The following is a 21496-nucleotide window of genomic DNA, read 5'->3' on the forward strand; positions in this document are numbered from 1 at the left end:
GACACCCGCACAGGCGCCGATACGCTTGCCGCATGACCGAGGTTTCCGAACGACACAGCCGCCTGTCCACAGCCTTCGCCGACAAGATCGCGGCGGTACCGCCCGACCGCTGGAACGCAGCGACTCCGTGCACCGCATGGAACGTGCGCGACCTCGTCAGGCACGTCACGGACAACCACACGCTGTTCCTCGGGCTCGTGGGCAGGGACGTGCGCCCCCGCCCGAGCGTCGACGACGACCCGCTCGGTGCCTTCACGACGGGAAGTGACCAGATCCAGTCCGACCTGGAGGATCCAGCCCGCGCCGGTGCCGAGTTCGACGGGTATTTCGGCAGGACCACGTTCGCGCAAGCCATCGACCGCTTCCTGTGCTTCGACCTCGCCGTGCACGGCTGGGACCTCGCCCGCGCCACCGGCCAGGACGAGCGGCTGTTCCCGCAGGACCTGCCCTGGCTCTGGTCCGGTACAGAACTGTTCGGCGAGGCGCTTCGCGGCGACGGGGTCTGCGGCCCCGCGGTCGACCCCCCGGCCGACGCGGACGAGCAAGCCCGCCTGCTGTCGTACCTGGGCCGGCACGTCTAGCCGGTTTTCCCGACCGGCGGGCCGTCGACGAGAATCGTCCCGTGCCGACTCACCTCAATGTCGAGATCAAGGCCCGTTGCCCGGACGCCGACGCGACGCTCCGAACGGCTCGCGACCTCGGGGCGCGGCTGCAGGGACGCGACCATCAGGTCGATACCTACTTCGCCGTCCCGCACGGCCGGTTGAAGCTCCGCCAAGGAACCATCGAGAACGCACTGATCCATTACCTGCGGCCGGACCAGGACGGGCCGAAGGGCTCCCACGTCCTGCTGTACGAGCCCACCGGGGACAGCGAGACGCTACGTGAGGCGCTCACCGCCGCGCTCGGCAGGACGGTCGTCGTCGACAAGCACCGGCATATCCTGTGGGCCGACAACGTCAAGATCCATATCGACGACGTTGCCGGCCTCGGTTCCTTCGTGGAGATCGAAGCGATCGACCGGGACGGCAACCATGGCCACGATCGGCTGCTCGACCAGTGCCAGGAGTACCTGCACGCGCTACGCATCGGCCAGGACCAGCTCGAGGCACGCTCCTACAGCGACATGCTGCTGGAGGCCCGGCACGGGCCGTAAGCGCCGAACCCGGTGCACAGTGGCCACCCGCTGCCACCCCGTGCCGGGCCTGGCGTCGTCTCGGCCGGCTCATTCCAGCGAGGCCACGAACTTGCTGACGGCCTCCATGCGGTATCGCTGCACGAGCTTGCCGCTCGGCGCGGCCACCGCGAGCTGATGCAGCGGGCGCTGGCCGAACGGCGCCTCCCGCGCGGCCGCGCGCAGCTGGGCCACCAGCAGCTCGGTGAACACCATGCCGTTGGCGTCGTTGTTGTTCGCCAGGGCGTCCGCGAGCCTGCGGAGCGCGAGGATGTCGAGCTCCCACCCGCGATCGCCTGCGTACACCGCCAGGTCGATGCGCACCGACCGGCGCCGCTGATGGGCGTTGATCATCAATCCGACCGACCGCGCGCCGCGCATCTCCGTGACAAGGACATCGATCCGGCCGGCTCCCGTCAGGTCCACCCGCCGGGTTCCGCACGTACGCAGGATCAGTGCCGACCCCTCCAGCCACAGCCGCCTGCGGACCTGGCACACGAGCACGTACAGCAAGGGCAGTCCGACGGCCGCGGCCACGCCGACGCCGACGGTCCTGCCCCCGATCAATCCCGCGATACCGCCGCACCCCGCCGACAGCACCAGCACGGCCACCGCGCCTACCCAGAACCGGCGCCGCCGCACCGTCGCGGTCGTGCGATGCAGCGTGACGCGTTCCTGCCCCCCGGGCGCACCGCCGGAACCCGCCTCGTCGATATCGTTCATCCGCGCGCCCCCACTTACCCCGCACCTGCACCGTGGGCCGGTGTGAGCCCCGCCAGGAACGGGTTGCTCGCGCGCTCGTCCCCGATAGTGCTCGTCGTACCGTGCCCGGGCAGGATCACCGTCCTGTCCGGCAGCGACAGCACCGTGTCCCGCAGGCTCTCCTGCATCCGCGCCGTGTCGCCGCCAGGGAGATCGGTCCGCCCGATGGCCCCGGCGAACAGCGTGTCGCCGGTCAGCGCCACCTCTCCCCCTTCGTCGGTGGACAACCGGAAGATCACCGATCCGGGCGTGTGGCCGGGGGTGAGGTCCACCGCGATACTCAGGCCCGCGAGCTCGAGGGGCGTACCGTCCAGCTCGACGACGCGCGCCGGTTCCGTCATCTGCACCTGACCACCGAACATCGCGGACAGCTGCGGTCCGAGCCCCTTGAGCGGGTCCGACAGCAGGTCCCGATCGTCGCCGTGAATGTAGACCGGGATGTCGTGCGCGCCTGCCACCTCGCTCGCGGAGTACACGTGGTCGAAGTGCCCGTGTGTGGCCAGCACCGCGACGGGCGTGAGGCGGTGCTCGGCCAGCGCCTCGTCGATCCGGCCGACCGCGTCCTGCCCCGGGTCGACGATGACGCATTCCGTGCCTTCGCCCGTGGCCAACAGGTAACAGTTGGCCTGGAACGCGCCTGCTGCGAAACCGGCGACGAGCACGAACTCACCTCCATACGATGCGGTGTGCTGCCCGCCAAGCGTACTGGGACCTCAGCGGCCCCCTCACAGGGTGCGCCAATAGAATCCACCGGCAGAAACAGGCCGAATCCACCGGCCCGGATGGGCCGGGCACCCGAAATCAGGAGCCTCCGTGGGGACGAACGAGCAACGACGCGCGGCAGCGAAGCGCAAACTCGAACGGTCACTGCTACGTCAGTCCGAACGGGAACGGCGCAACAAACGCCTCGCGATCACCGGCACCGTCACGGCTGTCGTGGTGGCCGCCGGGCTTCTGCTGTTCTTCGTCATCCAGCAATCCGGCAACCAGTCCGCCGCCGACGAGCAGGAGGACGGCGAGACCTCCGAGGCCGCTCTGGACATCCCGGCCGAGCGCGTCGCCGCGCCCGAACGGCCGACCCCGCTGCCCGACCCGCAGACATGCGAGTACGACACCGGTGGGGACGCCTCGGACAGCGCGGTGACCCCACCGGACGGCGACGAGGTACCTGCCGAGGGGACCGTGGACGTCGTCCTGGAGAGCACCGCGGGCGATATCCCGCTGACGCTGGACCGCGCGCTGGCGCCGTGCACGGTCAACAGCCTCGTCAACCTCATCGAGCAGGACTTCTACGACGACACCGCATGCCACCGGCTGGGCACCGCTGGGCTGCAGATGCTGCAGTGCGGCGATCCGAAGGGCGACGGTACCGGCGGCCCCGGCTACACCATCCCCGACGAGAACTTCGACGAGCTGCGCTACGGGCGCGGCCTGCTGGCCATGGCTCGCACGGCCGAACCCGACAGCGGGGGCAGCCAGTTCTTCATGGTCTACGGCGAGGCCGAGCTGCCGCCGGAGTACACCGTGTTCGGCACCGTCTCCGACTCCGGGCTCGAGGTACTGGACTCGGTGGCCCGCGACGGCGTCGCCTCGCCCGGACCGGACGGCACCGGCGAGCCCAACACCGAAGTCCGGTTCACCGACGTCACCATCGACACCTGAGCCCGCTCACCCGAGCCCGCTGGTGGGGAGCCGAAGGTGACCTCGGTTCCCTCTAAGGAGCCGGACGTGACATTCGGCTCCCCACCGCGGGGTGGGGTCGGAACGGAGATCGCGGTGTATCAGCGGTGCGGGAACTGCGGGGTCCGGCGTTCGAGGAAGGCGGATACGCCTTCGGCGTAGTCCGGTCCGGTGATCGCCTCCGAGCGGATTCGGTCCACCTCGTCATCGGCTTCCGGTTGACCGTCGGTGATCTTGGTGATGATGCGGTTCATCCCGCGCACCGCGAACTGCGAACGCGAGCCCAGCGTCGCGGCGAAGGCACGCGCGTCGCCGTCCAGCTCCTCGTCCGCACTGGTGTCGTTGACCAAGCCGATCTCCCTGGCCCGCGTCGCGTCGACCAGTTGCCCGGACAGCAGGAAGTACCGTGCCTGCGCCGGGCCGACCAGCCCCACGAGCTGCCGGGTGGACAGGTAGTCGTAGACGATGCCCAGCTTCGCCGGGGTGATCCCGAACCGGGCGTTGTCGGCGGCGAACCGGAAGTCACACGCCACCGAGATCTGGCATCCACCGCCGATGCAGTTGCCCCTGATCACAGCGACGCTCGGCTTGACCATCTCGGAAAGCGACCGCACGGCTTCCTGTACCGCGTCGTCGTAGCGTGCTGCTCCCTCGGCGCTGGAGCGCAGCTCACGGAACTCCCCGATGTCGGCGCCCGCGGAGAAGTTCGCGCCGGAGCCGGTCAGCATCAGCACCTTCACGGCAGGGTCGTCCTCCACCTGGCGGACCACCCGCGGGATCTCCGACCACATCTCCAGGGTGATCGCGTTGTGCTTGTCCGGCCGGGTGAACGTCAGCCATGCCAGGTCACCCTCACGCACCAGTTCGAAACCTTCGATCATGGCCCGTAGCCTACGGTGCGGCTTCCGGGCGTGGCCGTGCCGACCCCGGCCGTGCCCGGGCGGCCGCGTCGCGTCAGGAAGCCGAGGTCACCCGGTAGACGTCGTAGACGCCCTCGATGCCCCGCACCGCCTTCAGGACGTGCCCGAGGTGTTTCGGGTCACCCATCTCGAAGGAGAAACGGCTGACAGCCACCCTGTCGTACGACGTCGTCACCGAGGCCGAGAGGATGTTCACCTTCTCGTCGGCGAGTACCTTCGCCACGTCGGACAGCAAGCGGTGCCGGTCCAGCGCCTCCACCTGGATCGCGACCAGGAACACCGACGACTCCGACGGGGCCCACTCCACCTCGACGAGCCGTTCCGGCTGGCCACGCAGGTCGTCGGCGTTGGTGCAGTCCGTGCGGTGCACGCTCACGCCACCGCTCCTTGTCACGAACCCGAGGATCTCGTCCCCGGGGACGGGTGTGCAGCACCGGGCCAGCTTGGTCCACACGTCGCCCGCGTCCTTGACCACCACACCGACGTCGTTGCTGCCGCGCCGCCTGCCCACCGTCGACGGGGTGGACCGTTCCGCCAGCTCCTCCTCGGCCTCGTCGACGCCCCCGATGAACGCGACCAGGCGCTGCACGACGTGCTTGGCGCTGGTCTTGCCCTCGCCGACGGCCGCGTACATCGCGCTGATGTCCGCGTAGCGCAGCTCCGTTGCCAGCGCGCTCATCGAGTCCGCGGACACCAGCCGCTGCATCGGAAGGCCCGCGCGGCGGATCTCCTTGGTGATCGCTTCCTTGCCCTGCTCGATCGCCTCATCGCGGCGTTCCTTGGCGAACCACTGCCGGATCTTCGCGCGTGCCTTGGGCGAGCCGACGAAGTTCAGCCAGTCCCTGCTCGGACCTGCCGACTCCGCCTTGGAGGTGAAGATCTCCACGACCTCGCCGTTGTCGAGCTTGCGTTCCAGCGCCACCAGCCTGCCGTTGACCCGTGCCCCGATACAGCGGTGTCCCACTTCGGTGTGCACGGCGTAGGCGAAGTCCACCGGGGTGGCACCCGCGGGCAACGTGATGACGTCGCCCTTGGGCGTGAACACGAAGATCTCCCGGGTCGCCAGGTCGTAGCGCAGCGATTCCAGGAACTCACCGGGGTCGGCCGCCTCACGCTGCCAGTCCAGCAGCTGCCGCATCCACGCCATGTCCTCGACGCCGGAGTCGCCCCTGTGCGTACCGCGCGTCTCCTTGTACCGCCAGTGCGCCGCGATGCCGTACTCGGCGGTGCGGTGCATCTCGTGCGTACGGATCTGCACCTCGAGCGGGTTACCGTCCGGCCCGATCACCGTGGTGTGCAGCGACTGGTACACGCCGAAACGCGGCTGCGCGATGTAGTCCTTGAACCGCCCAGGCATCGGCTGCCACAGCGCGTGCACCACCCCCATGGCCGCGTAGCAGTCCCGCAGCTCGTCCACCAGGATCCGGACCCCGACGAGGTCGTGAATGTCGTCCAGGTCACGGCCCCTGACGATCATCTTCTGATAGATCGAGTAGTAGTGCTTGGGACGGCCCTCCACCGTCGCCTGGACCCGCGAGTTGTTCAGCTGCGCGGAGAGCTGGTCGACGACCGAGCGCAGGTAGACGTCCCGCGACGGAGCGCGGTCGGCCACCAGCCGCACGATCTCGTCGTACTTCTTCGGCTGCAGGATCGCGAACGCCAGATCCTCCAGCTCCCACTTGATCGTGGCCATGCCCAGCCGGTGCGCGAGCGGAGCCAGCACCTCCAGCGTCTCGCGCGCCTTGCGGACCTGCTTCTCCGGTGGAAGGAACCGCATCGTGCGCATGTTGTGCAGCCGGTCCGCCAGTTTGATCACCAGAACGCGCGGGTCGCGCGCCATCGCGATGACCATCTTGCGGATCGTCTCGGCCTCGACCGCGGTACCGAGCTTGACCTTGTCCAGCTTGGTGACCCCGTCGACCAGCTGGCCGACCTCCTCGCCGAAGTCCTCCTTGAGCCTGTCCAGCGAGTAGCCGGTGTCTTCCACCGTGTCGTGCAGCAGGGCCGCGACCAGGGTGATCGTGTCCATCCCGAGCTCGGCCAGGATCGTGGCCACCGCGAGCGGGTGGGTGATGTACGGGTCCCCGGACTTGCGTTGCTGGTCCCGGTGCAGCTCCTCGGCGACGTCGTAGGCGCGCTGCAGCAGCGCGAGGTCCGCGCTGGGGTGCAGCTCCTTGTGCACCGAGACAAGCGGTTCCAGCACCTGCTTGACCGAGCCCGCCCGCTGTCCGGTGATCCGGCGGGCCAGCCGCGCGCGCACACGTCGGGTCGCCGACGGGGCCTCTTGCGGCCTACGGTCGGTCGTCTCCTCCGCAGGAGTCGAGGAACCGACGTCGTGGCTCACCCGGACCTCCTACCTGCTCAGGCGTTCGCTGTGTCCAGCGTAACGCCACCGGGTACGGACCGTGTGCGTCGGTGCGGGTCAGCGATGTCGCGGGCTACCGCCCTCGCTTGCCCGACGGGCGGCCGGACGACTTGCCCGAGGACTTGCCCGTCGGTGTACCGGAGCTCTTGCCAGCGGGTTTGGCGCTGGGCGAAGCGCCGGACTTGGAACGTTTCGGGGTGCGCGCCGGCACGCTGGCCGCGGCCGCGTACGCCTTCTCCTTACGCACCTCGCTGCTGAGTACCTCGTCGTCACCGGTGTCCGGCGCCTCGTCCTCCTTGGAGGCCGTGCCTGCGCCGCGTCGCGCCAAACCGCGCCGGGAATGCACCCGGGCGGCTTGGTCCCGGTACTCCTGATCGCGCATCTTCAGGTCGACCAGCACCGGAACGGCGATGTAGATCGACGACGCGGTGCCGACCGTGATCCCGATCGCCTGGACGAGCGCGAGGTCCTTCAGCGTCCCCGCCCCGAGCAGGCCCGCCCCGATCAGCAGCAACCCGAGCACCGGAAGCAACGAGGTCAGGGAGGTGTTGATCGACCGCATCAGCGTCTGGTTGTTCGCGAGGTTCGCCGCCTCGCCGTAGGTCTGCCTGCTCAGGTTCAGCAGGCCACGGGTGTTCTCCTTGACCTTGTCGAAGACGACCACGGTGTCGTACAGCGAGTAACCGAGGATCGTCAGCAGCCCGATGACCGTGGCCGGGGTGACCTCGAAACCGATCATGGAGTACACGCCGGCCGTCACCGTCAGGTCGACGACGAGTGCCGCCAGGGCCGCGACGGCCATCCATTTCTCGAAGTACAGCGCGATGAACACCGAGACCAGCACGAGGAACACGACCAGCGCGATCACTGCCTTCTGCGTGATCTCCCCGCCCCAGGACGCGCTGATCGCGCTGTCACTGATGGCCGCCTCGCTCGGCGACCCGTCGACGCCGAGGGGTTGGAACTCCTCGAACAGCGCCGACTTCACCCGGTCGGTCTCGGCGACGGTCAGGGTATCCATCCGGATCTGGACGCTCGCGGCATCCCCCGAGCCGACCAGCTGGGTGGACGACGGCTCGGCGTCGATCGCCTCGCTGACGACATCGCCCGCCTCGTCGGGGTCGATCTCGCCTGCCGCGCCAGCGGCGGGCATCTGCATCTGCGTGCCGCCGACGAACTCGATTCCGGGTGTGAAGCCCCGGAACACGATGGTGACGATGCACGCCAGCATCACGGCGGCGCCGATGATGTACCAGTACTTGCGTGTCTCTATGAACTCGAAACCGCCCGTGCCCAGGTAGATCTGGGCCATCTTGCCGTGCCGCTTGCGCCGGGCGCCGCCGGCAGGTTTCGCCTCGTCCTCGGTGGTGGATGACTCGGTCACGTTACGTCCCCTCCGCCGGTGCGACTCCGCGCGCTCGCGCGTTGCGCTGACGCTGCGCCACAGCGCCCAGGTCCTGCACCATGCCCAGTCCGGACAGGGTCTTGTTGTTCAAGATCCTCCAATGGCCCGCGATCGCAAGCAGCGGGTGGGTCACCATGAACACCACGACGAGGTCGAGCACCGTGGTCAGCCCGATGGTGAACGCGAAGCCCTTCACCTGGCCCACCGCCAGCACGTACAGCACCCCGGCCGCGAGGAACACCACCGCGTCGGCGGACAGGATGGTCCTTCGCGCTCGTACCCAGGCGCGCGGTACCGCGGAGCGGACGGTCCTGCCCCCACGTATCTCGTCCTTGAGCCGTTCGAAGTACACCACGAACGAGTCCGCGGTGACACCGACCGCGATGATCAGCCCAGCCACGCCCGCGAGGTCCAAGGTGTAGCCCATCCACCTGCTCAGCAGCACGATGACCGGGTAGATCAGGCCCGCGGTCAACCCCAGCGAGGCGACCAGCAGGACGCCGAGCAGCCGGTAGTACAGCACGCTGTAGCCGATCACCAGCGCGAAACCCAGCGCGCCCGCGAGCAACCCTGCCTTCAGCGAGGCCAGCCCCAGGGTCGGCGACACCGTCCGCGCGTCGGACTGCTCGAACGACAGCGGCAAGGCGCCGTACTGCAGGATGTCCGCGAGGTCCTGGGCCTCCGACTGGCTGAAGTCGCCGGTGATGCGGGTGCTGCCCCCGGGAATCGGCTCGTTCACCGACGGAGCCGAGACGACCTGGGTGTCGAGCACGAAGGCGACCTGCTTCTGCCCGGGGGCGCTGGCGAAGTCCGAGGTGATCTGCGCCCACTCGGAGGTGCCTTCGCTGTCGAAGTCGAGCGTCACCTGGTAGCCGGCCCCGTCCTGGCGGAACCCGGAGTTGGCGTCGCTGATGTGCTCGCCCTCGAGGATCACCGGACCCAGCACGTACTTGCTCGGCGGGATCGCCTCCGGGTCGTTGGGATCCGCGGGCTCCCGATCCTGGCTGCACGCCACGAGAGGCAACTCGGGGTCGTCGTTGCCGCGCAGCGGGTCCTCCGCGCCCGGGGAGCAGTCCAGCGACTCCAGCGCGGCCTGTATCGCCTGCTGCGCCTCTGGGCCCTCCTCGCCGATGGCCGGGTTCTGCCGGACCTCCTTGGCCTCGGCGATCTCCTTGCGCGTCTCCTCGTCGAGCATCTCGTCGGAGTCGTCGGCCTGCTGCCGCGCACCGGTGTCGCCTGCGGTCGCGGCACCACCGGCAGCGCCGGAGGTACTGCCGCCGCCCCCGGCAGGTTCCTCGGTGGGCTCCCCGGCAGGCTCATCAGTGGGGTCGGCGTCGGACTCCTCCGCCGAGGACTCCGACTGGCCCTCTTCCTGCTCGTCGGGCTGCTGCATGCCCTCCGAGTCGACGGGAACCTGGGCGATCACCTCGCGGAACCCCAGGCGCGCCGTCTGGCCCAGCGTACGGGCCTGCTCGCCTTCCTCACCGGGCACCGTGATGACGATGTTGTTGCCGTTCCGGACGACCTCGGCGCCCGCGACGCCCATGCCGTCCACACGCTCGTTGATGATCTCGCGCGCCTGTTCCAGCTGTTCGTGCTCCGGCTCGGAACCATCCGGCGTGCGCGCCGTCATGGTGACCGTGGTGCCGCCGCTGAGATCGATCCCCAGGGTGGGGCGCGCCTCGCGATCGCCGGTGAAGAACACCAGGCCGTACAGCGCGACCAGGATGAGCAGGAAGAACGCGAGATAGCGTCCAGGGCGGATAGTCCCGGCCGGTGGTGCCACGGGAGTCGGTCTCCTCGAACTGGATTGCGTTCTACGGTGGGCTGGCCCGCGTCCACCCTGCAGGGCGACGCCGACGCGGCAGCAGTGTACTCAGCGCTACGTGAACGTAGCGTAATACCCCTCCCGGAGCATACTCACTTCCGTCGGTGACCCATGCGGACAGGACACCGACACGGCGGTGCCGTGCGACCGGCACGACGCCGTACCGCGCCTCGACGCCGTCAGCTGGCTGTACGTGCCCACCGTCCGGGCGTGGGTGATGGTGCTGGACGACATGTACGTCCGGTGGCGAGGCACTCGCTCGCCACCACGAGCAACACGCGAGTTACTGCTTGCCGCCCGACTCGGCTGAGGAAGCCACCTCGGCGGAGTCCGTACCGGAGGACTCGTCGAGGTCCGCGTCATCGGAGTCCTCGGAGTCCTCGGAGTCCCCCATGTCGTCGTCGAACTCGTCCTCGTCGACCGGCTCGATCTTCTTGGTCACCGCCTGGCGCAGCCACGTCGTCACCAGCCCGTCAGCGATCTCGAGCTCGAGAGTCTCGTCATCGCTGAGGTCGACGACAGTGGCGTAGAGGCCGGTCGAGGTCATCACACGGTCGCCGACCTCGAGACTGTTCTGCAGCTCCTGTTGTTCCTGCATCTGCTTCTTCTGCCGGCGCACGCTGAGAAACAGCGGCAGCGCGAGCAGCAGCAGCAGCATCGGCAGGAATAGCGTTTCCATTCGGTCTCCCTAAGATCGACGTACGTGCGGGCCCTCGTACGTCCTAGTGTCCAGTACGCGTCCAGATGGCGAGTGTGCCAGGCCACCCGGTAGGCACCAGCACCGGCCCACTCGACCACAGTGCGCCGCAAACCGGACACGGGTCAACTCGCGCCGCCCGGGTCCGGCTCCACCGTACCCGCCGGGCACCGCACGGCGGGCTCAGTCGAACAGCGTCTGCCCACCGTCGCCACGCGGGTTCTGCGGTGGCCTGTCCCCGAGGTGCCGCCACGCGAACTCGGTGGCCACCCGGCCGCGCGGTGTGCGAGCCAGCATCCCGGCACGGACCAGGTACGGCTCGCACACCTCCTCGACGGTGGCCGCCTCCTCCCCGACCGCGACCGCCAACGTGGAGATACCGACCGGGCCGCCCCCGAACGATCGGACGAGCGCGGTGAGCACGGCTCGGTCGAGCCGGTCCAGACCCAGCTCGTCCACGTCGTAGACGGCCAGCGCCGCGCTCGCGATCTCCCGGGTGACGTGCCCGTCCGCGCGTACTTCTGCATAGTCACGCACCCTGCGCAGCAGGCGGTTCGCGATCCGCGGCGTACCGCGCGACCTCCCCGCGATCTCCGCACCTGCCTCCGCGTCCAGGCTGACCCCGAGGATGCTCGCCGAGCGCCGGAGCACATCCTCCAGCTCCGCGGGCTCGTAGAACTCCATCTGGCCGGTGAACCCGAAGCGGTCCCGCAGCGGCCCGGTCAGCGCACCGGTACGCGTGGTGGCCCCGACGAGCGTGAACGGGGCGATCTCCAGCGGGATGCTCGTGGCACCCGGCCCCTTTCCGACGACGACGTCCACGCGGAAGTCCTCCATCGCGAGGTAGAGCATCTCCTCCGCGGGCCGGGCGATGCGGTGAATCTCGTCGATGAACAGCACATCCCCCTGGACCAGATTCGACAGCATCGCCGCGAGGTCGCCGGACCGTTCCAGCGCGGGCCCGGAGGTGACCCGGATCGCGCTGTCGAGCTCCGCGGCGATGATCATCGCCAGGCTCGTCTTGCCGAGCCCGGGAGGCCCGGACAGCAACAGGTGGTCGGGCGCGACACCGCGCCTGCGCGCGCTCTCCAGCACCAGCTCGAGCTGCTCACGAACCTTGGGCTGACCGACGAACTCGGCCAGCTTGCGAGGACGCAGCGTCGACTCCACGTCGCGATCCCCGCTGTCCGGCAAGGCCGACAGGGGGGACTGTTCCTCCGCGGCATCCCCCGTGCCGTCACCGTGCATGATCAGAGTCCCTCTCCTGTGCCGTCAGCGCGCACGATCATAGCCGCCGCCCCAACGTCGACAGGGCAGCCCGCAGCACCGTGGAGGTGTCCGGGGCGCGCCCGTCGGCCCCGTCCCCGCCGTCCCCGAGCACGCCGTCGACGGCCTGCTCGGCGTGCCGCGCGGTGAACCCGAGCGAGACCAGCGCCTCCACGACTTCCGCGCGTACGGGCTCGGACTGCGCGGCCGTTTCCGTCCCGGCTGCACCGGAGCCGTCCGTGGCCACCGTGGCGATCTTGTCCCGCAGCTCGAGGCTGAGCCGTTCCGCCCCTTTCTTGCCGATGCCCGGCACCTTCGTCAGCAGGCCGATATTGCCCTCCGACAGCGCCGAGCGCAGCGCCTCCGGCTCGAGCACGGCCAGGGCGGCCAGGGCCAACCGTGGACCGATCCCGGACACCGTCTGCAGCAGGGTGAACAACTCGCGGGACTCGAGATCGACGAACCCGTACAGGGTCAGCGAGTCCTCCCGCACCACCAACGTCGTATGCAGGTGGGCCTGCTCGTTCACCCGCAGGGTCGCCAGGGTCGATGGCGCGGCCTGCACGGCCAGCCCGACACCACCGACCTCGACCACCGCGTGGTCCAGCGCGGTGGACAGCACGGTGCCGCGTATCGACGAGATCATTTCTGCGACCTTCCTTGCTGTACGCCTTGGTTGCCTCGCCGCGCCGCCGCGAGCCGCGCCTTGTGCTTCGTCGCCAGCTCCGCGGCACGCTGCTCGGCCTCCGCGATCCGGGCACGCATCGGCGCCCGCCACAGGTGGCAGATGGACAGCGCGAGCGCGTCCGCCGCGTCCGCGGGGCGAGGTGTGTCCTCGAGCTGGAGCAGGCGGGTGACCATGGCCGAGACCTGCGCCTTACCCGCACTTCCCGACCCCGTCACCGCGGCCTTGACCTCGCTCGGGGTGTGGAACGCCACCGGCAGGTCACGCCGTGCGGCAGCCAGCGCGATCACCCCACCCGCCTGTGCGGTGCCCATGGCGGTACGCACGTTGTGCTGGCTGAACACACGCTCGATGGCGACCGCGTCGGGCCGGTAGGTGTCCAGCCACTCCTCGACGGCGTCGGCCACCGAAAGCAAGCGCTCGGACAGCTCCGTACCCGCCGGTGTGCGCACCACGGACACCGCGACGCTGCTGACCGACCGTCCTTGACCGCCGTCGACGATGCCGAGGCCGCACCGCGTGAGGCCGGGATCGACGCCGAGCACTCGCACGCAACCTCCTCGGTACTCTGCACGCTCCGCGCGGACCCCGTGTGCGGGTCGTGACGGCGCGCCAACCTACTTCGCGAACACTCGTTCGACCCCGGAGATTACCTTCTCGCCCGGCGTGGCGCGTTCAGGACTCGCCGCCTGCCGGCGGCCCGGCGTGCGGATTCCGGCTCTCCGGCTTGCCGCTGCGGGTCAGCAGCGGTTGCCACTCCGCGAACCCGGCGGGCGCCTCGGCACTCCACGGCCAGTACCCGTCCGGGGTGGCCACGATGATCTGCAGCGCGGGGAACGCCCCGTCCGGGTAGAGCAGGAAGGCGCTGCCGAAGTACTGCGGGTAGTGCTCGGCGGAGACGCGCTCGAAGGCCACCGGGACACCGTCGAAGAAGTCGTCGCACACGGTGCCGGGCACGAAGCGCTCCCCGGTGGCCGCGCGGTCGACGTAGGCGTCAAGCAGGACCGGCCCCATCTCGGCGGGCAGGCCGATCACTACCGCCTCGGGTACGCGGTGTTTCCACCACGCCCCAGCGGTGAAACAGAATCCCGCCTCGGCGCCTTCCGGAGGCACCGACACCACGGCGTTGCCACGGTTGTCGAGCTCGGCGAGCAGGCTGTCACGGAGCTGAATATCGTCATCGGTCAGGGTTCGCGTCGACACAGCGGCCATTCTGCAGCACTGACCCCGCTCGGCCCAGTGTCCGGTGCCGTGTCAGCCGAACTCGCCTGCGAAGCGTCAACCAACCTGAGCCATCACGTCGTCGCTGACGTCGAAGTTCGCCCACACGTTCTGTACGTCGTCGAGGTCTTCGAGCGCGTCGATCAGCTTGAACACCTTCTTGGCGCCGTCGGCCTCGAGTGGCACGTTCACGGAGGGAATGAAGCTCGGCTCGGCCGACTCGTAGTCGTACCCGGCCTCCTGCAACGCGCTCCGCACGGCGATCAGCTCGCCCGGCTCGCACACGATCTCGAAGCTCTCCCCGAGATCGTTGACTTCCTCGGCACCGGCGTCGAGCACGGCCATCAGCACGTCGTCCTCGGTCAACCCGTTCTTGGGCAGGATGACCACGCCCTTGCGGGTGAACAGGTACGACACCGACCCGGCGTCGGCGAGCGAACCGCCGTTGCGCGAGAGCGTCGCGCGCACCTCACCCGCGGCACGGTTCTTGTTGTCGGTCAGGCACTCGATCAGGACCCCGACGCCGTTCGGCGCGTAGCCCTCGTACATCACCGTCTGCCAGTCGGCGCCACCGGCCTCGTCCCCGGCGCCGCGCTTGCGGGCACGCTCGATGTTGTCCGCGGGCATCGAGCTCTTCTTCGCCTTCTGGATGGCGTCGTAGAGCGTGGGGTTGGCCTCCGGATCGCCGCCACCGGTTCGCGCGGCGACCTCGATGTTCTTGATCAGCTTGGCGAACAGCTTGCCCCGCTTGGCATCCAGCGCGGCCTTCTTGTGCTTCGTCGTCGCCCACTTGGAGTGGCCGCTCATCGTTCCTCCAATTGCTCCGGGTGCTTGCCAGCGCGCGTGGTGTCCGGGGAAGGCAGGTCCTGCCGCGAGCGTGACAAATCACGCCCGTACCCGACCATCCGCCCCGGCGAGCTCGTCGCCGGACGGCCGGCCCGCGTCCCCGCCGGACTCGTCAACGACCGTCCCGGCATCTCAGCGTGCACCGACCATGCCGACGAACAGCTCGTGCATCCGCCGGTCACCCGTTAGCTCCGGGTGAAACGCGGTTGCCAGCACGGAGCCCTGCCGCACCGCTACGATCCTACCTGCCGCCCGCCCGGCGGCCGGGGTCTCGGGCACTCTCGCCAGGACCTCCACGGCGGGCTCGACCGACTCCACCCAGGGGGCCCTGATGAACACCGCGTGCATCGGTCCCCCTCCGACACCGGTCACGTCCAGGTCCTCCTCGAACGAGTCGACCTGCCTGCCGAAGGCGTTGCGGCGCACGATCATGTCGAGCGCACCGAGCTGATGCTGGTCCGGCCTGCCGTCCAGCACCTTGCCTGCCAGCAGGATCATCCCGGCGCACGAGCCGTACGCGGGCATCCCCTCCGTGAGGTGCCCGCGAAGCGGCTCCAGCAGGTCGAACGCCTCGAGCAGCCGGGACATGGTGGTCGACTCGCCGCCCGGAATCACGATGCCGTCCACAGTAGACAGCTCGCCCGGGCGGCGGACGGGCGATGCCCGCGCCCCGCATTCCTCGAGCGCGACCACGTGCTCGCGCACGTCACCCTGCAACGCGAGCACACCGATATGTGGCTCCGCCACCACTGCACCACCTGCCCGGACGATTCCTCACTACGCGCGTGCGGCGCCGGGAGCGCCCTCACCAGCTGCCCTGCCGTACTCGATCGCGCTGCTCAACCTTATTCCGCGCCGGCAGGAGCACCGCCGGTGGGGCCGGAGCCGCGTGGACCGTGGCCCATGAGCGGGCCCCGGTAACGGGCCCCGGTAACGGGCCCCGGTAACGGGCCCCGCGACGCTGTTCGGCAGGCCGAACACCGCCGGCATCTACGGTACGCCGACCATCCGTAACGCCGCCGCGACCGCTGCGCCTGCGAGCACCACGACGAGGAACGGTGCTTTCAGCCACGCGAGCACACCCCCGGCCAGCACACCCGCGGGGCGGGCCCACCCGGCGAACCCCTCGCCATCCACGAGCGCCTGCGTGGCGACAAGGGCCGCGAGCAGCACGACCGTGGCCATCGTGATGCGCCGGGTGAGCCAGTGCGGCAGCTCCACCCTGTCCCGCAGGGCCGGACCGGCACAACGCAACGCGTACGTCCCCGCGGCAAGCGCGACCACAGCGGCGGCCATGCTCCCGGCAGGCATCATCGCGACTCCCCGGCCACGCCCGGCACGGCCGCCCGTGGCGTGCCCGCGGGTACCGCGAGCAGCACCAGTAATGCCGCCAGGACAGGCATGCCGGACGGCAGGACCGGAGTGCTGGCCACCGCGACGCACGCGCCGAGCGCGGCAGCGATGGCCATGCGCCGCTCGCGCAGCGACGGCCGGACCAGCGCGAGCAGCATCGCGGGGAATGCCGCGTCCAGCCCGAGCGCGGCCGTGTCCCCGGCGGCCGTCCCCGCGAGCGAGCCGGCCAGCACACCGATGTTCCAGGTGACGAACAGCCCGACCCCGAGCGTCCAGTACACCGCCCGCCGCCGTCCGGGGTCCTGCTGCGCGATCGTGAACGCCACCGTCTCGTCGATCATCAGGTGTGCCCCGACGTAGCGTCGCCAGCCGGAACCGAGGGCGTCGGAGACGGCGAACCCGAAAGGTAGGTGCCTGCTGTTCACGGCAAGCGCCGCGACCAGCGCGCCGAGCGGACCACCTCCCGCCGCCAGGATGCCGATGAACACGAACTGGGACGCTCCGGCGAACACCAGCACCGACAGCGCGATCGGTAGCCACAGTGGCTGGCCGGAGCCGACCGCGATCGCCCCGAAGGCCAGCCCCACGACCCCGACCGCCGCGGCGACCAGAGCGGCATCCGCCCCGATCTCACGTCCAACTGTTCGCCATACCGAACGCATAGTATCCTGTGTAGAACACGCAGGGATCGTTCGTCAAGGCGAACAGATGATCCAGTATGCCGAACACGAGGTCGTGCCATCCATGCAGACGCCCCTGGAGACCATCTCGGTGTCACTCCGCCGGGAGCGGGAACGAGCCGGACTGTCGCTCAGCGAGCTCGCCAAGCGCGCGAGCATCGCCAAGTCCACCCTCTCGCAGCTCGAAGCCGGGTCGGGTAACCCGAGCGTGGAAACGCTGTGGGCCCTCGGTGTCGCACTCGACGTGCCGTTCTCCCGGCTGGTCGAACCACCCGAGCCCAGGGTTCGCGTGATCCGCTCGGGTGAAGGCCCCGGGGTCGCCTCCGAGCAGGCGAGCTTCGTCGGCACGTTGCTGTCCTCGTGTCCCCCCTCGGCACGCAGGGACATCTACGTCATCTCGCTGGAGCCCGGGTCACCACGCGTGGCCGAGCCGCACATCCCGGGCACGGTCGAGCACCTCACGGTGGCCGCGGGGCGCCTCCGCGCCGGCCCCGAGGGCGACCCGGTCGACCTCGCGGTCGGCGACTACCTGGCGTTTCCCGGCGACGTATCGCACGTCTACGAGGCGCTGGACCCGGGAAGCTGGGCTGTGCTCGTCATGGAGCACACCTGAGCCGCGCCGACGCCGGTGACCGCGTCGGCGCGGCAGGCTTCACCAGCCGCGTTCGGCAAGGCGGTGCGGCTCCGCGACGTTCTCGACGTTGATGCCGACCATCGCCTCGCCCAACCCGCGCGAGACCTTCGCCAGCACGTCCGGGTCGTCGTGGAACGTCGTCGCCTTGACGATCGCTTCGGCCCGCTGTCCGGGATTGCTCGATTTGAAGATGCCGGACCCGACGAACACGCCTTCGGCGCCCAGCTGCATCATCATCGCCGCGTCCGGCGGTGTGGCCACTCCCCCTGCCGTGAACAGCACGACGGGCAGCTTGCCTCGCGAGGCGACCTCCCGGACCAGCTCGTACGGCGCCTGCAGCTCCTTGGCTGCGACGTAGAGCTCGTCCTCCGGAAGCGAGGACAGCCTGCGGATCTCCGCCCGGATCTGCCTCATGTGCGTGGTGGCGTTGGACACGTCACCCGTTCCGGCCTCCCCTTTCGAGCGGATCATCGCCGCCCCCTCTGTGATGCGCCGCAACGCCTCGCCCAGGTTCGTCGCCCCGCACACGAAGGGAACCGTGAACGCGAACTTGTCGATGTGGTTGGTGTAGTCGGCAGGCGTGAGCACCTCGGACTCGTCGATGTAGTCGACGCCGAGCGACTGCAACACCTGTGCCTCGACGAAATGCCCGATGCGCGCCTTGGCCATCACCGGGATCGAGACGGCATCGACGATGCCGTCGATCAGGTCCGGATCGCTCATCCGCGCGACGCCGCCCTGCGCCCGGATATCCGCGGGGACCCGTTCGAGCGCCATCACAGCGACCGCACCGGCGTCTTCCGCGATCTTGGCCTGTTCCGGGGTGACCACGTCCATGATTACCCCGCCCTTGAGCATCTCGGCCATGCCGCGCTTCACGCGGGCAGTGCCTGTCTCCGCTATAGGGTTCGGGCTGGTCCCGTTCGAGCCGTTGACGGCAGTCAATGCACGAGCCTTTCTGTCATCCGTGATCCACGGGACGAGCCATTCGACCGCAGGGGAAGCATCACCGTGGCGTTCGCGCGCGGCTTCCGAACCGTACTGCCGCGCCGAGGAATGGCGTGTCCGTGGTTATCCAGAGCTTCCACTGCCATCTTACGGGCCGCGTGGACCGCTCGTGCAGGCCAGTATGCGGCAATTCCGGAAGTCCACTTTCCGCTGCGGAGCCGTCACACGTGGCCATCGATCGTCACGCTGCCTCCTCTTGCTCACCGCGGCGATTCGGTGTGTGATCGATGACACACCCGTAGACGTGGGGACACGGAGGCAGGTCATGGTGGACAAACAAGCGAAGAACGGCCGCGGCTCCGCGGCGATGGCGGTCGATGACCCGCGTAAGGTGCGAAACGTGGTCCTTGTCGGTCCGTGTGGCTCCGGCAAGACCACCCTCATCGAGGCGTTGCTCACGGTCTCCGGCGCACTGGACCGGACCGGCTCCGTGACGGACGGCACGACCGTATGCGACCACGATCCCGCCGCGGTCCGGCAGCAACGCTCGGTCGGCATCGCGTTCGCCCCGATCACGCACGACGGCATCAAGATCAACCTGATCGACACGCCCGGATACGCCGACTTCGTCGGTGAACTGCGTGCCGGCATGCGCGCCGCGGACGCCGCGCTGTTCGTGGTGTGTGCCGCTGACGGCGTCGACGCCGCGACCGTCGCGCTCTGGAACGAGTGCGCCGCGATCGACATGCCACGCGCGGTTGTGATCTCCCGCACCGACCACAAGCGCGCCGACGTACTCGGGGAGATGCGCGCGTGCCAGGAAGCGTTCGGGGCAGGTGTAGTCCCGCTCTACCTGCCGGTCGACGGTGAGCGGCCGGGACTCGTCGGGCTCATCACCCAGCAACGATCGGACTACAGCGCGGGCTACCCGCCCACGATGATCGCGGCGGACCCGCAGGGCACCAGCGCCGCGGTCCCGGTAAGCGCGGCGCGTGACGAGCTGATCGAGGGAATCATCGCGGAGAGCGAGGACGAGACCCTCATGGATCGCTATCTCGGCGGTGAGCAGCTCGACGAGGCCGCGCTCATCGACGACCTGGAGACCGCCGTCGAGCGCGGCTCGTTTCACCCGGTCATTCCCGTATGCGCGCACACCGGAGTCGGTCTCGCCGAGTTGCTCGAGCTGGTCAGCCGCGGGTTCCCGTCCCCGCTGGAGCACGAGCCGCCCGACGTGACCGGCGTCAACGGGGATCCGCACGACACGCTGCGCGCCGACCCCGATGGGCCACTGGCCGCCGAGGTGGTGCACACGAGCATGGACTCCTACGTCGGACGCATCTCGCTGGTCCGGGTGTTCTCCGGCACCCTGCGACCGGACCGTACGGTGCACGTTTCCGGGCACGGTCTGACCGAACGCGGGCACGCGGACCACGATGCGGACGAGCGTGTCACGCACATCTACTCGGCACGGGGAACGGAGCTGAGCGAGGTGCCCTACTGCGTGGCAGGCGACGTCTGCGCGCTGACGAAGGTCGGATCGGCGGAGACCGGCGACACGGTGTCGCTGCCCTCGGACCCGGTGCTGGTGCGGCCGTGGTCGATGCCGGAGCCGCTGCTGCCGATCGCCGTCGTGGCCAACAAGCGCGGCGACGAGGACGCTCTCTCGCGCAACCTGGCGCGCGTGGTGGCGGGCGATCCCACCCTCCGGTTGGAACGCAACTCCGAGACGAACCAGCTCGTGCTGTGGTGCATGGGCGAGGCTCACGCGGACGTGGCGCTGTCCAGGCTTCGCGCGGGCGGAATCGATGTGACCACCGAGGACGTCCGGATACCGCTGCGCGAGACGTTCTCCGGACCGGCGCGCGGCCACGGGCGGCACGTCAAGCAGTCCGGTGGGCACGGCCAGTACGCGGTGTGCTACATCGAGGTCGAGCCGCTTGCGCGCGGCGCGGGTTTCGAGTTCGTCGACAGGATCGTCGGTGGTGTCATCCCCAACCAGTTCATCCCGAGCGTGGAGAAGGGCATACGCAACCAGCTCGCGCTCGGGGTTGCCGAGGGATACCCGATGGTCGACATCCGGGTAACGCTCGTGGACGGCAAGGCCCACAGCGTGGACTCCTCCGACGCGGCGTTCCAGACCGCGGGCGCCCTCGCGTTGAAGGACGCCGCCGCGAACGGTTCGGTCATCATGCTCGAGCCGCTCGACGAGGTCGTGGTGCGGGTCCCCGACGAGCACGTGGGAACGGTGCTCGGTGACCTGTCCGCCCGGCGAGGCCGGGTGCTCGGTACCGAAGCCACCGCGGGCACGTCCACTGTCCGGGCGGATGTGCCTGCCACCGAGCTGCTGCGCTACGCCACCGAGCTACGCTCGATGACCTCCGGCACCGCGACGTTCACCCGCACGTTCTCCCGCTACGAACCCGCACCGCAGAACATGACCGCCCATACGGGTGGCTGAATGACGCTTTCACGCCGCTGTGCGGACCGAGAGCGTCATTCAGCGTTCGGCGCGGGGAGCAGGCTCGGCGATCTCGAAGTACTCCGGGGCCGGTGCGCTACCGGCAAGCCGGAAGTAGCGCACCGCGGGCAGCCTGCGCACCGACAGCGTGTCGCGAACCGCGTCGTTGTAGACCCTGCGCGCGATCACTACGCGCTGCTCGGCGTCGGACAGCTCCCCGGCCAGGTCCGCAGGCAGGGCGGCGATGTCGACCGCGGCAAGCAGCCGGGTGAGCTCGCTCTCCCGGATCTCGCGTTCGGCACGCCCGGACCGTTCCGCCCGGTCCGCGGCGGCACGCAGCTCATCGGCCGTGCCGGCGCCGTCGACCCGGCGGGGGCTGTCCGGGTCCCCCAAGCCGAACGCCACCGCCCGAGCCACGACCGCGCGCCGGTCGAGCGCGGCCTTCAGCGCGGCCCACCCCGCGTCGGTACGCACATGCAGGCGGTCCAGCCGGTTCGCCGCCGAGATCAGCATCGCACCGACGACCAGGATCACGGCCAGCAGGCAGACGAGGACGAGCAGCAGTACCGTCACG

General features: G+C 69.5%; 22 protein-coding genes. 5 read left to right on the plus strand and 17 right to left on the minus strand.

The window, feature by feature from the left end; all coding sequences use genetic code 11:
• Window positions 1–32: 32 nt before the first annotated feature.
• Window positions 33–581 (plus strand): TIGR03086 family metal-binding protein, encoded by a 549-nt coding sequence (locus H0B56_RS10730; RefSeq protein ID WP_180892818.1) that lies wholly within the window; start codon window positions 33–35, stop codon window positions 579–581.
• Window positions 582–622: 41 nt separating this feature from the next.
• Window positions 623–1156: a CYTH domain-containing protein gene (locus tag H0B56_RS10735; RefSeq protein WP_180892819.1), complete on the plus strand. Its 534-nt coding sequence runs from the start codon at window positions 623–625 to the stop codon at window positions 1154–1156.
• 69 nt (window positions 1157–1225) lie between these two features.
• Here the strand turns inward: H0B56_RS10735 and H0B56_RS10740 are convergent, their stop codons facing one another.
• Window positions 1226–1897, minus strand: coding sequence for a hypothetical protein (locus tag H0B56_RS10740; protein WP_180892820.1), 672 nt, complete (start codon window positions 1895–1897; stop codon window positions 1226–1228).
• A gap of 14 nt (window positions 1898–1911) precedes the next feature.
• A complete protein-coding gene (locus H0B56_RS10745) occupies window positions 1912–2598 on the minus strand; it encodes an MBL fold metallo-hydrolase (protein ID WP_180892821.1) in 687 nt (228 codons plus the stop codon).
• Between the two features lie 151 nt (window positions 2599–2749).
• On the opposite strand from H0B56_RS10745, the gene H0B56_RS10750 reads away from it, so the two are divergent.
• On the plus strand, window positions 2750–3598 hold the full coding sequence (locus tag H0B56_RS10750) for a peptidylprolyl isomerase (RefSeq protein ID WP_180892822.1): 849 nt from the start codon (window positions 2750–2752) through the stop codon (window positions 3596–3598).
• Window positions 3599–3717: 119 nt separating this feature from the next.
• On the opposite strand, the gene H0B56_RS10755 is transcribed toward H0B56_RS10750, so the two are convergent.
• The 13 genes from H0B56_RS10755 to H0B56_RS10815 all read right to left on the minus strand — a co-directional run bounded on the left by H0B56_RS10755 (window position 3718) and on the right by H0B56_RS10815 (window position 16864).
• Entirely contained in the window at window positions 3718–4497 is a 780-nt protein-coding gene (locus H0B56_RS10755; protein ID WP_180892823.1) for an enoyl-CoA hydratase/isomerase family protein, read from the minus strand.
• Between the two features lie 73 nt (window positions 4498–4570).
• Window positions 4571–6880: a RelA/SpoT family protein gene (locus tag H0B56_RS10760; RefSeq protein ID WP_180892824.1), complete on the minus strand. Its 2310-nt coding sequence runs from the start codon at window positions 6878–6880 to the stop codon at window positions 4571–4573.
• Between the two features lie 94 nt (window positions 6881–6974).
• The gene (gene secF / locus H0B56_RS10765; RefSeq protein ID WP_219632666.1) at window positions 6975–8213 is read right to left on the minus strand and encodes a protein translocase subunit SecF; all 1239 of its coding nucleotides are present in this window, start codon (window positions 8211–8213) and stop codon (window positions 6975–6977) included.
• Window positions 8214–8286: 73 nt separating this feature from the next.
• Window positions 8287–10092, minus strand: coding sequence for a protein translocase subunit SecD (secD, locus tag H0B56_RS10770; RefSeq protein WP_180892826.1), 1806 nt, complete (start codon window positions 10090–10092; stop codon window positions 8287–8289).
• 325 nt (window positions 10093–10417) lie between these two features.
• Window positions 10418–10813 (minus strand): preprotein translocase subunit YajC, encoded by a 396-nt coding sequence (gene yajC / locus H0B56_RS10775; RefSeq protein WP_180892827.1) that lies wholly within the window; start codon window positions 10811–10813, stop codon window positions 10418–10420.
• 201 nt (window positions 10814–11014) lie between these two features.
• Window positions 11015–12079, minus strand: coding sequence for a Holliday junction branch migration DNA helicase RuvB (gene ruvB, locus H0B56_RS10780; RefSeq protein ID WP_180892828.1), 1065 nt, complete (start codon window positions 12077–12079; stop codon window positions 11015–11017).
• 37 nt (window positions 12080–12116) lie between these two features.
• The gene (gene ruvA, locus H0B56_RS10785; RefSeq protein WP_180892829.1) at window positions 12117–12743 is read right to left on the minus strand and encodes a Holliday junction branch migration protein RuvA; all 627 of its coding nucleotides are present in this window, start codon (window positions 12741–12743) and stop codon (window positions 12117–12119) included.
• Complete coding sequence (gene ruvC / locus H0B56_RS10790) at window positions 12740–13333, minus strand: crossover junction endodeoxyribonuclease RuvC (RefSeq protein WP_180892830.1); 594 nt, start codon at window positions 13331–13333, stop codon at window positions 12740–12742. Before ruvC ends, ruvA begins: the two co-directional genes overlap by 4 nt.
• A gap of 124 nt (window positions 13334–13457) precedes the next feature.
• Window positions 13458–13994 carry a DUF4262 domain-containing protein gene (locus H0B56_RS10795; RefSeq protein WP_180892831.1) on the minus strand — a complete coding sequence of 179 codons (537 nt, stop codon included), beginning with the start codon at window positions 13992–13994 and terminating at the stop codon, window positions 13458–13460.
• A 66-nt stretch (window positions 13995–14060) separates the two neighbouring features.
• Window positions 14061–14810, minus strand: coding sequence for a YebC/PmpR family DNA-binding transcriptional regulator (locus H0B56_RS10800; RefSeq protein ID WP_180892832.1), 750 nt, complete (start codon window positions 14808–14810; stop codon window positions 14061–14063).
• A gap of 171 nt (window positions 14811–14981) precedes the next feature.
• The gene (gene pdxT, locus H0B56_RS10805; protein WP_180892833.1) at window positions 14982–15596 is read right to left on the minus strand and encodes a pyridoxal 5'-phosphate synthase glutaminase subunit PdxT; all 615 of its coding nucleotides are present in this window, start codon (window positions 15594–15596) and stop codon (window positions 14982–14984) included.
• A gap of 243 nt (window positions 15597–15839) precedes the next feature.
• Entirely contained in the window at window positions 15840–16163 is a 324-nt protein-coding gene (locus H0B56_RS10810) for an AzlD domain-containing protein (RefSeq protein WP_180892834.1), read from the minus strand.
• Window positions 16160–16864: an AzlC family ABC transporter permease gene (locus H0B56_RS10815; protein WP_180892835.1), complete on the minus strand. Its 705-nt coding sequence runs from the start codon at window positions 16862–16864 to the stop codon at window positions 16160–16162. Before H0B56_RS10815 ends, H0B56_RS10810 begins: the two co-directional genes overlap by 4 nt.
• A gap of 46 nt (window positions 16865–16910) precedes the next feature.
• On the opposite strand from H0B56_RS10815, the gene H0B56_RS10820 reads away from it, so the two are divergent.
• Window positions 16911–17495 carry a helix-turn-helix domain-containing protein gene (locus H0B56_RS10820; RefSeq protein WP_180892836.1) on the plus strand — a complete coding sequence of 195 codons (585 nt, stop codon included), beginning with the start codon at window positions 16911–16913 and terminating at the stop codon, window positions 17493–17495.
• Window positions 17496–17534: 39 nt separating this feature from the next.
• Here the strand turns inward: H0B56_RS10820 and pdxS are convergent, their stop codons facing one another.
• A complete protein-coding gene (gene pdxS / locus H0B56_RS10825) occupies window positions 17535–18419 on the minus strand; it encodes a pyridoxal 5'-phosphate synthase lyase subunit PdxS (protein ID WP_343063856.1) in 885 nt (294 codons plus the stop codon).
• A 370-nt stretch (window positions 18420–18789) separates the two neighbouring features.
• Between pdxS and H0B56_RS10830 the strand changes: the two genes are divergently transcribed.
• A complete protein-coding gene (locus tag H0B56_RS10830) occupies window positions 18790–20922 on the plus strand; it encodes an elongation factor G-like protein EF-G2 (protein WP_180892838.1) in 2133 nt (710 codons plus the stop codon).
• A 39-nt stretch (window positions 20923–20961) separates the two neighbouring features.
• On the opposite strand, the gene H0B56_RS10835 is transcribed toward H0B56_RS10830, so the two are convergent.
• Window positions 20962–21495 carry a LemA family protein gene (locus H0B56_RS10835; RefSeq protein WP_180892839.1) on the minus strand — a complete coding sequence of 178 codons (534 nt, stop codon included), beginning with the start codon at window positions 21493–21495 and terminating at the stop codon, window positions 20962–20964.
• Window position 21496 lies beyond the last annotated feature (1 nt).

It is taken from the genome of Haloechinothrix aidingensis (assembly GCF_013450155.1).
GTDB lineage: Bacteria > Actinomycetota > Actinomycetes > Mycobacteriales > Pseudonocardiaceae > Haloechinothrix > Haloechinothrix aidingensis.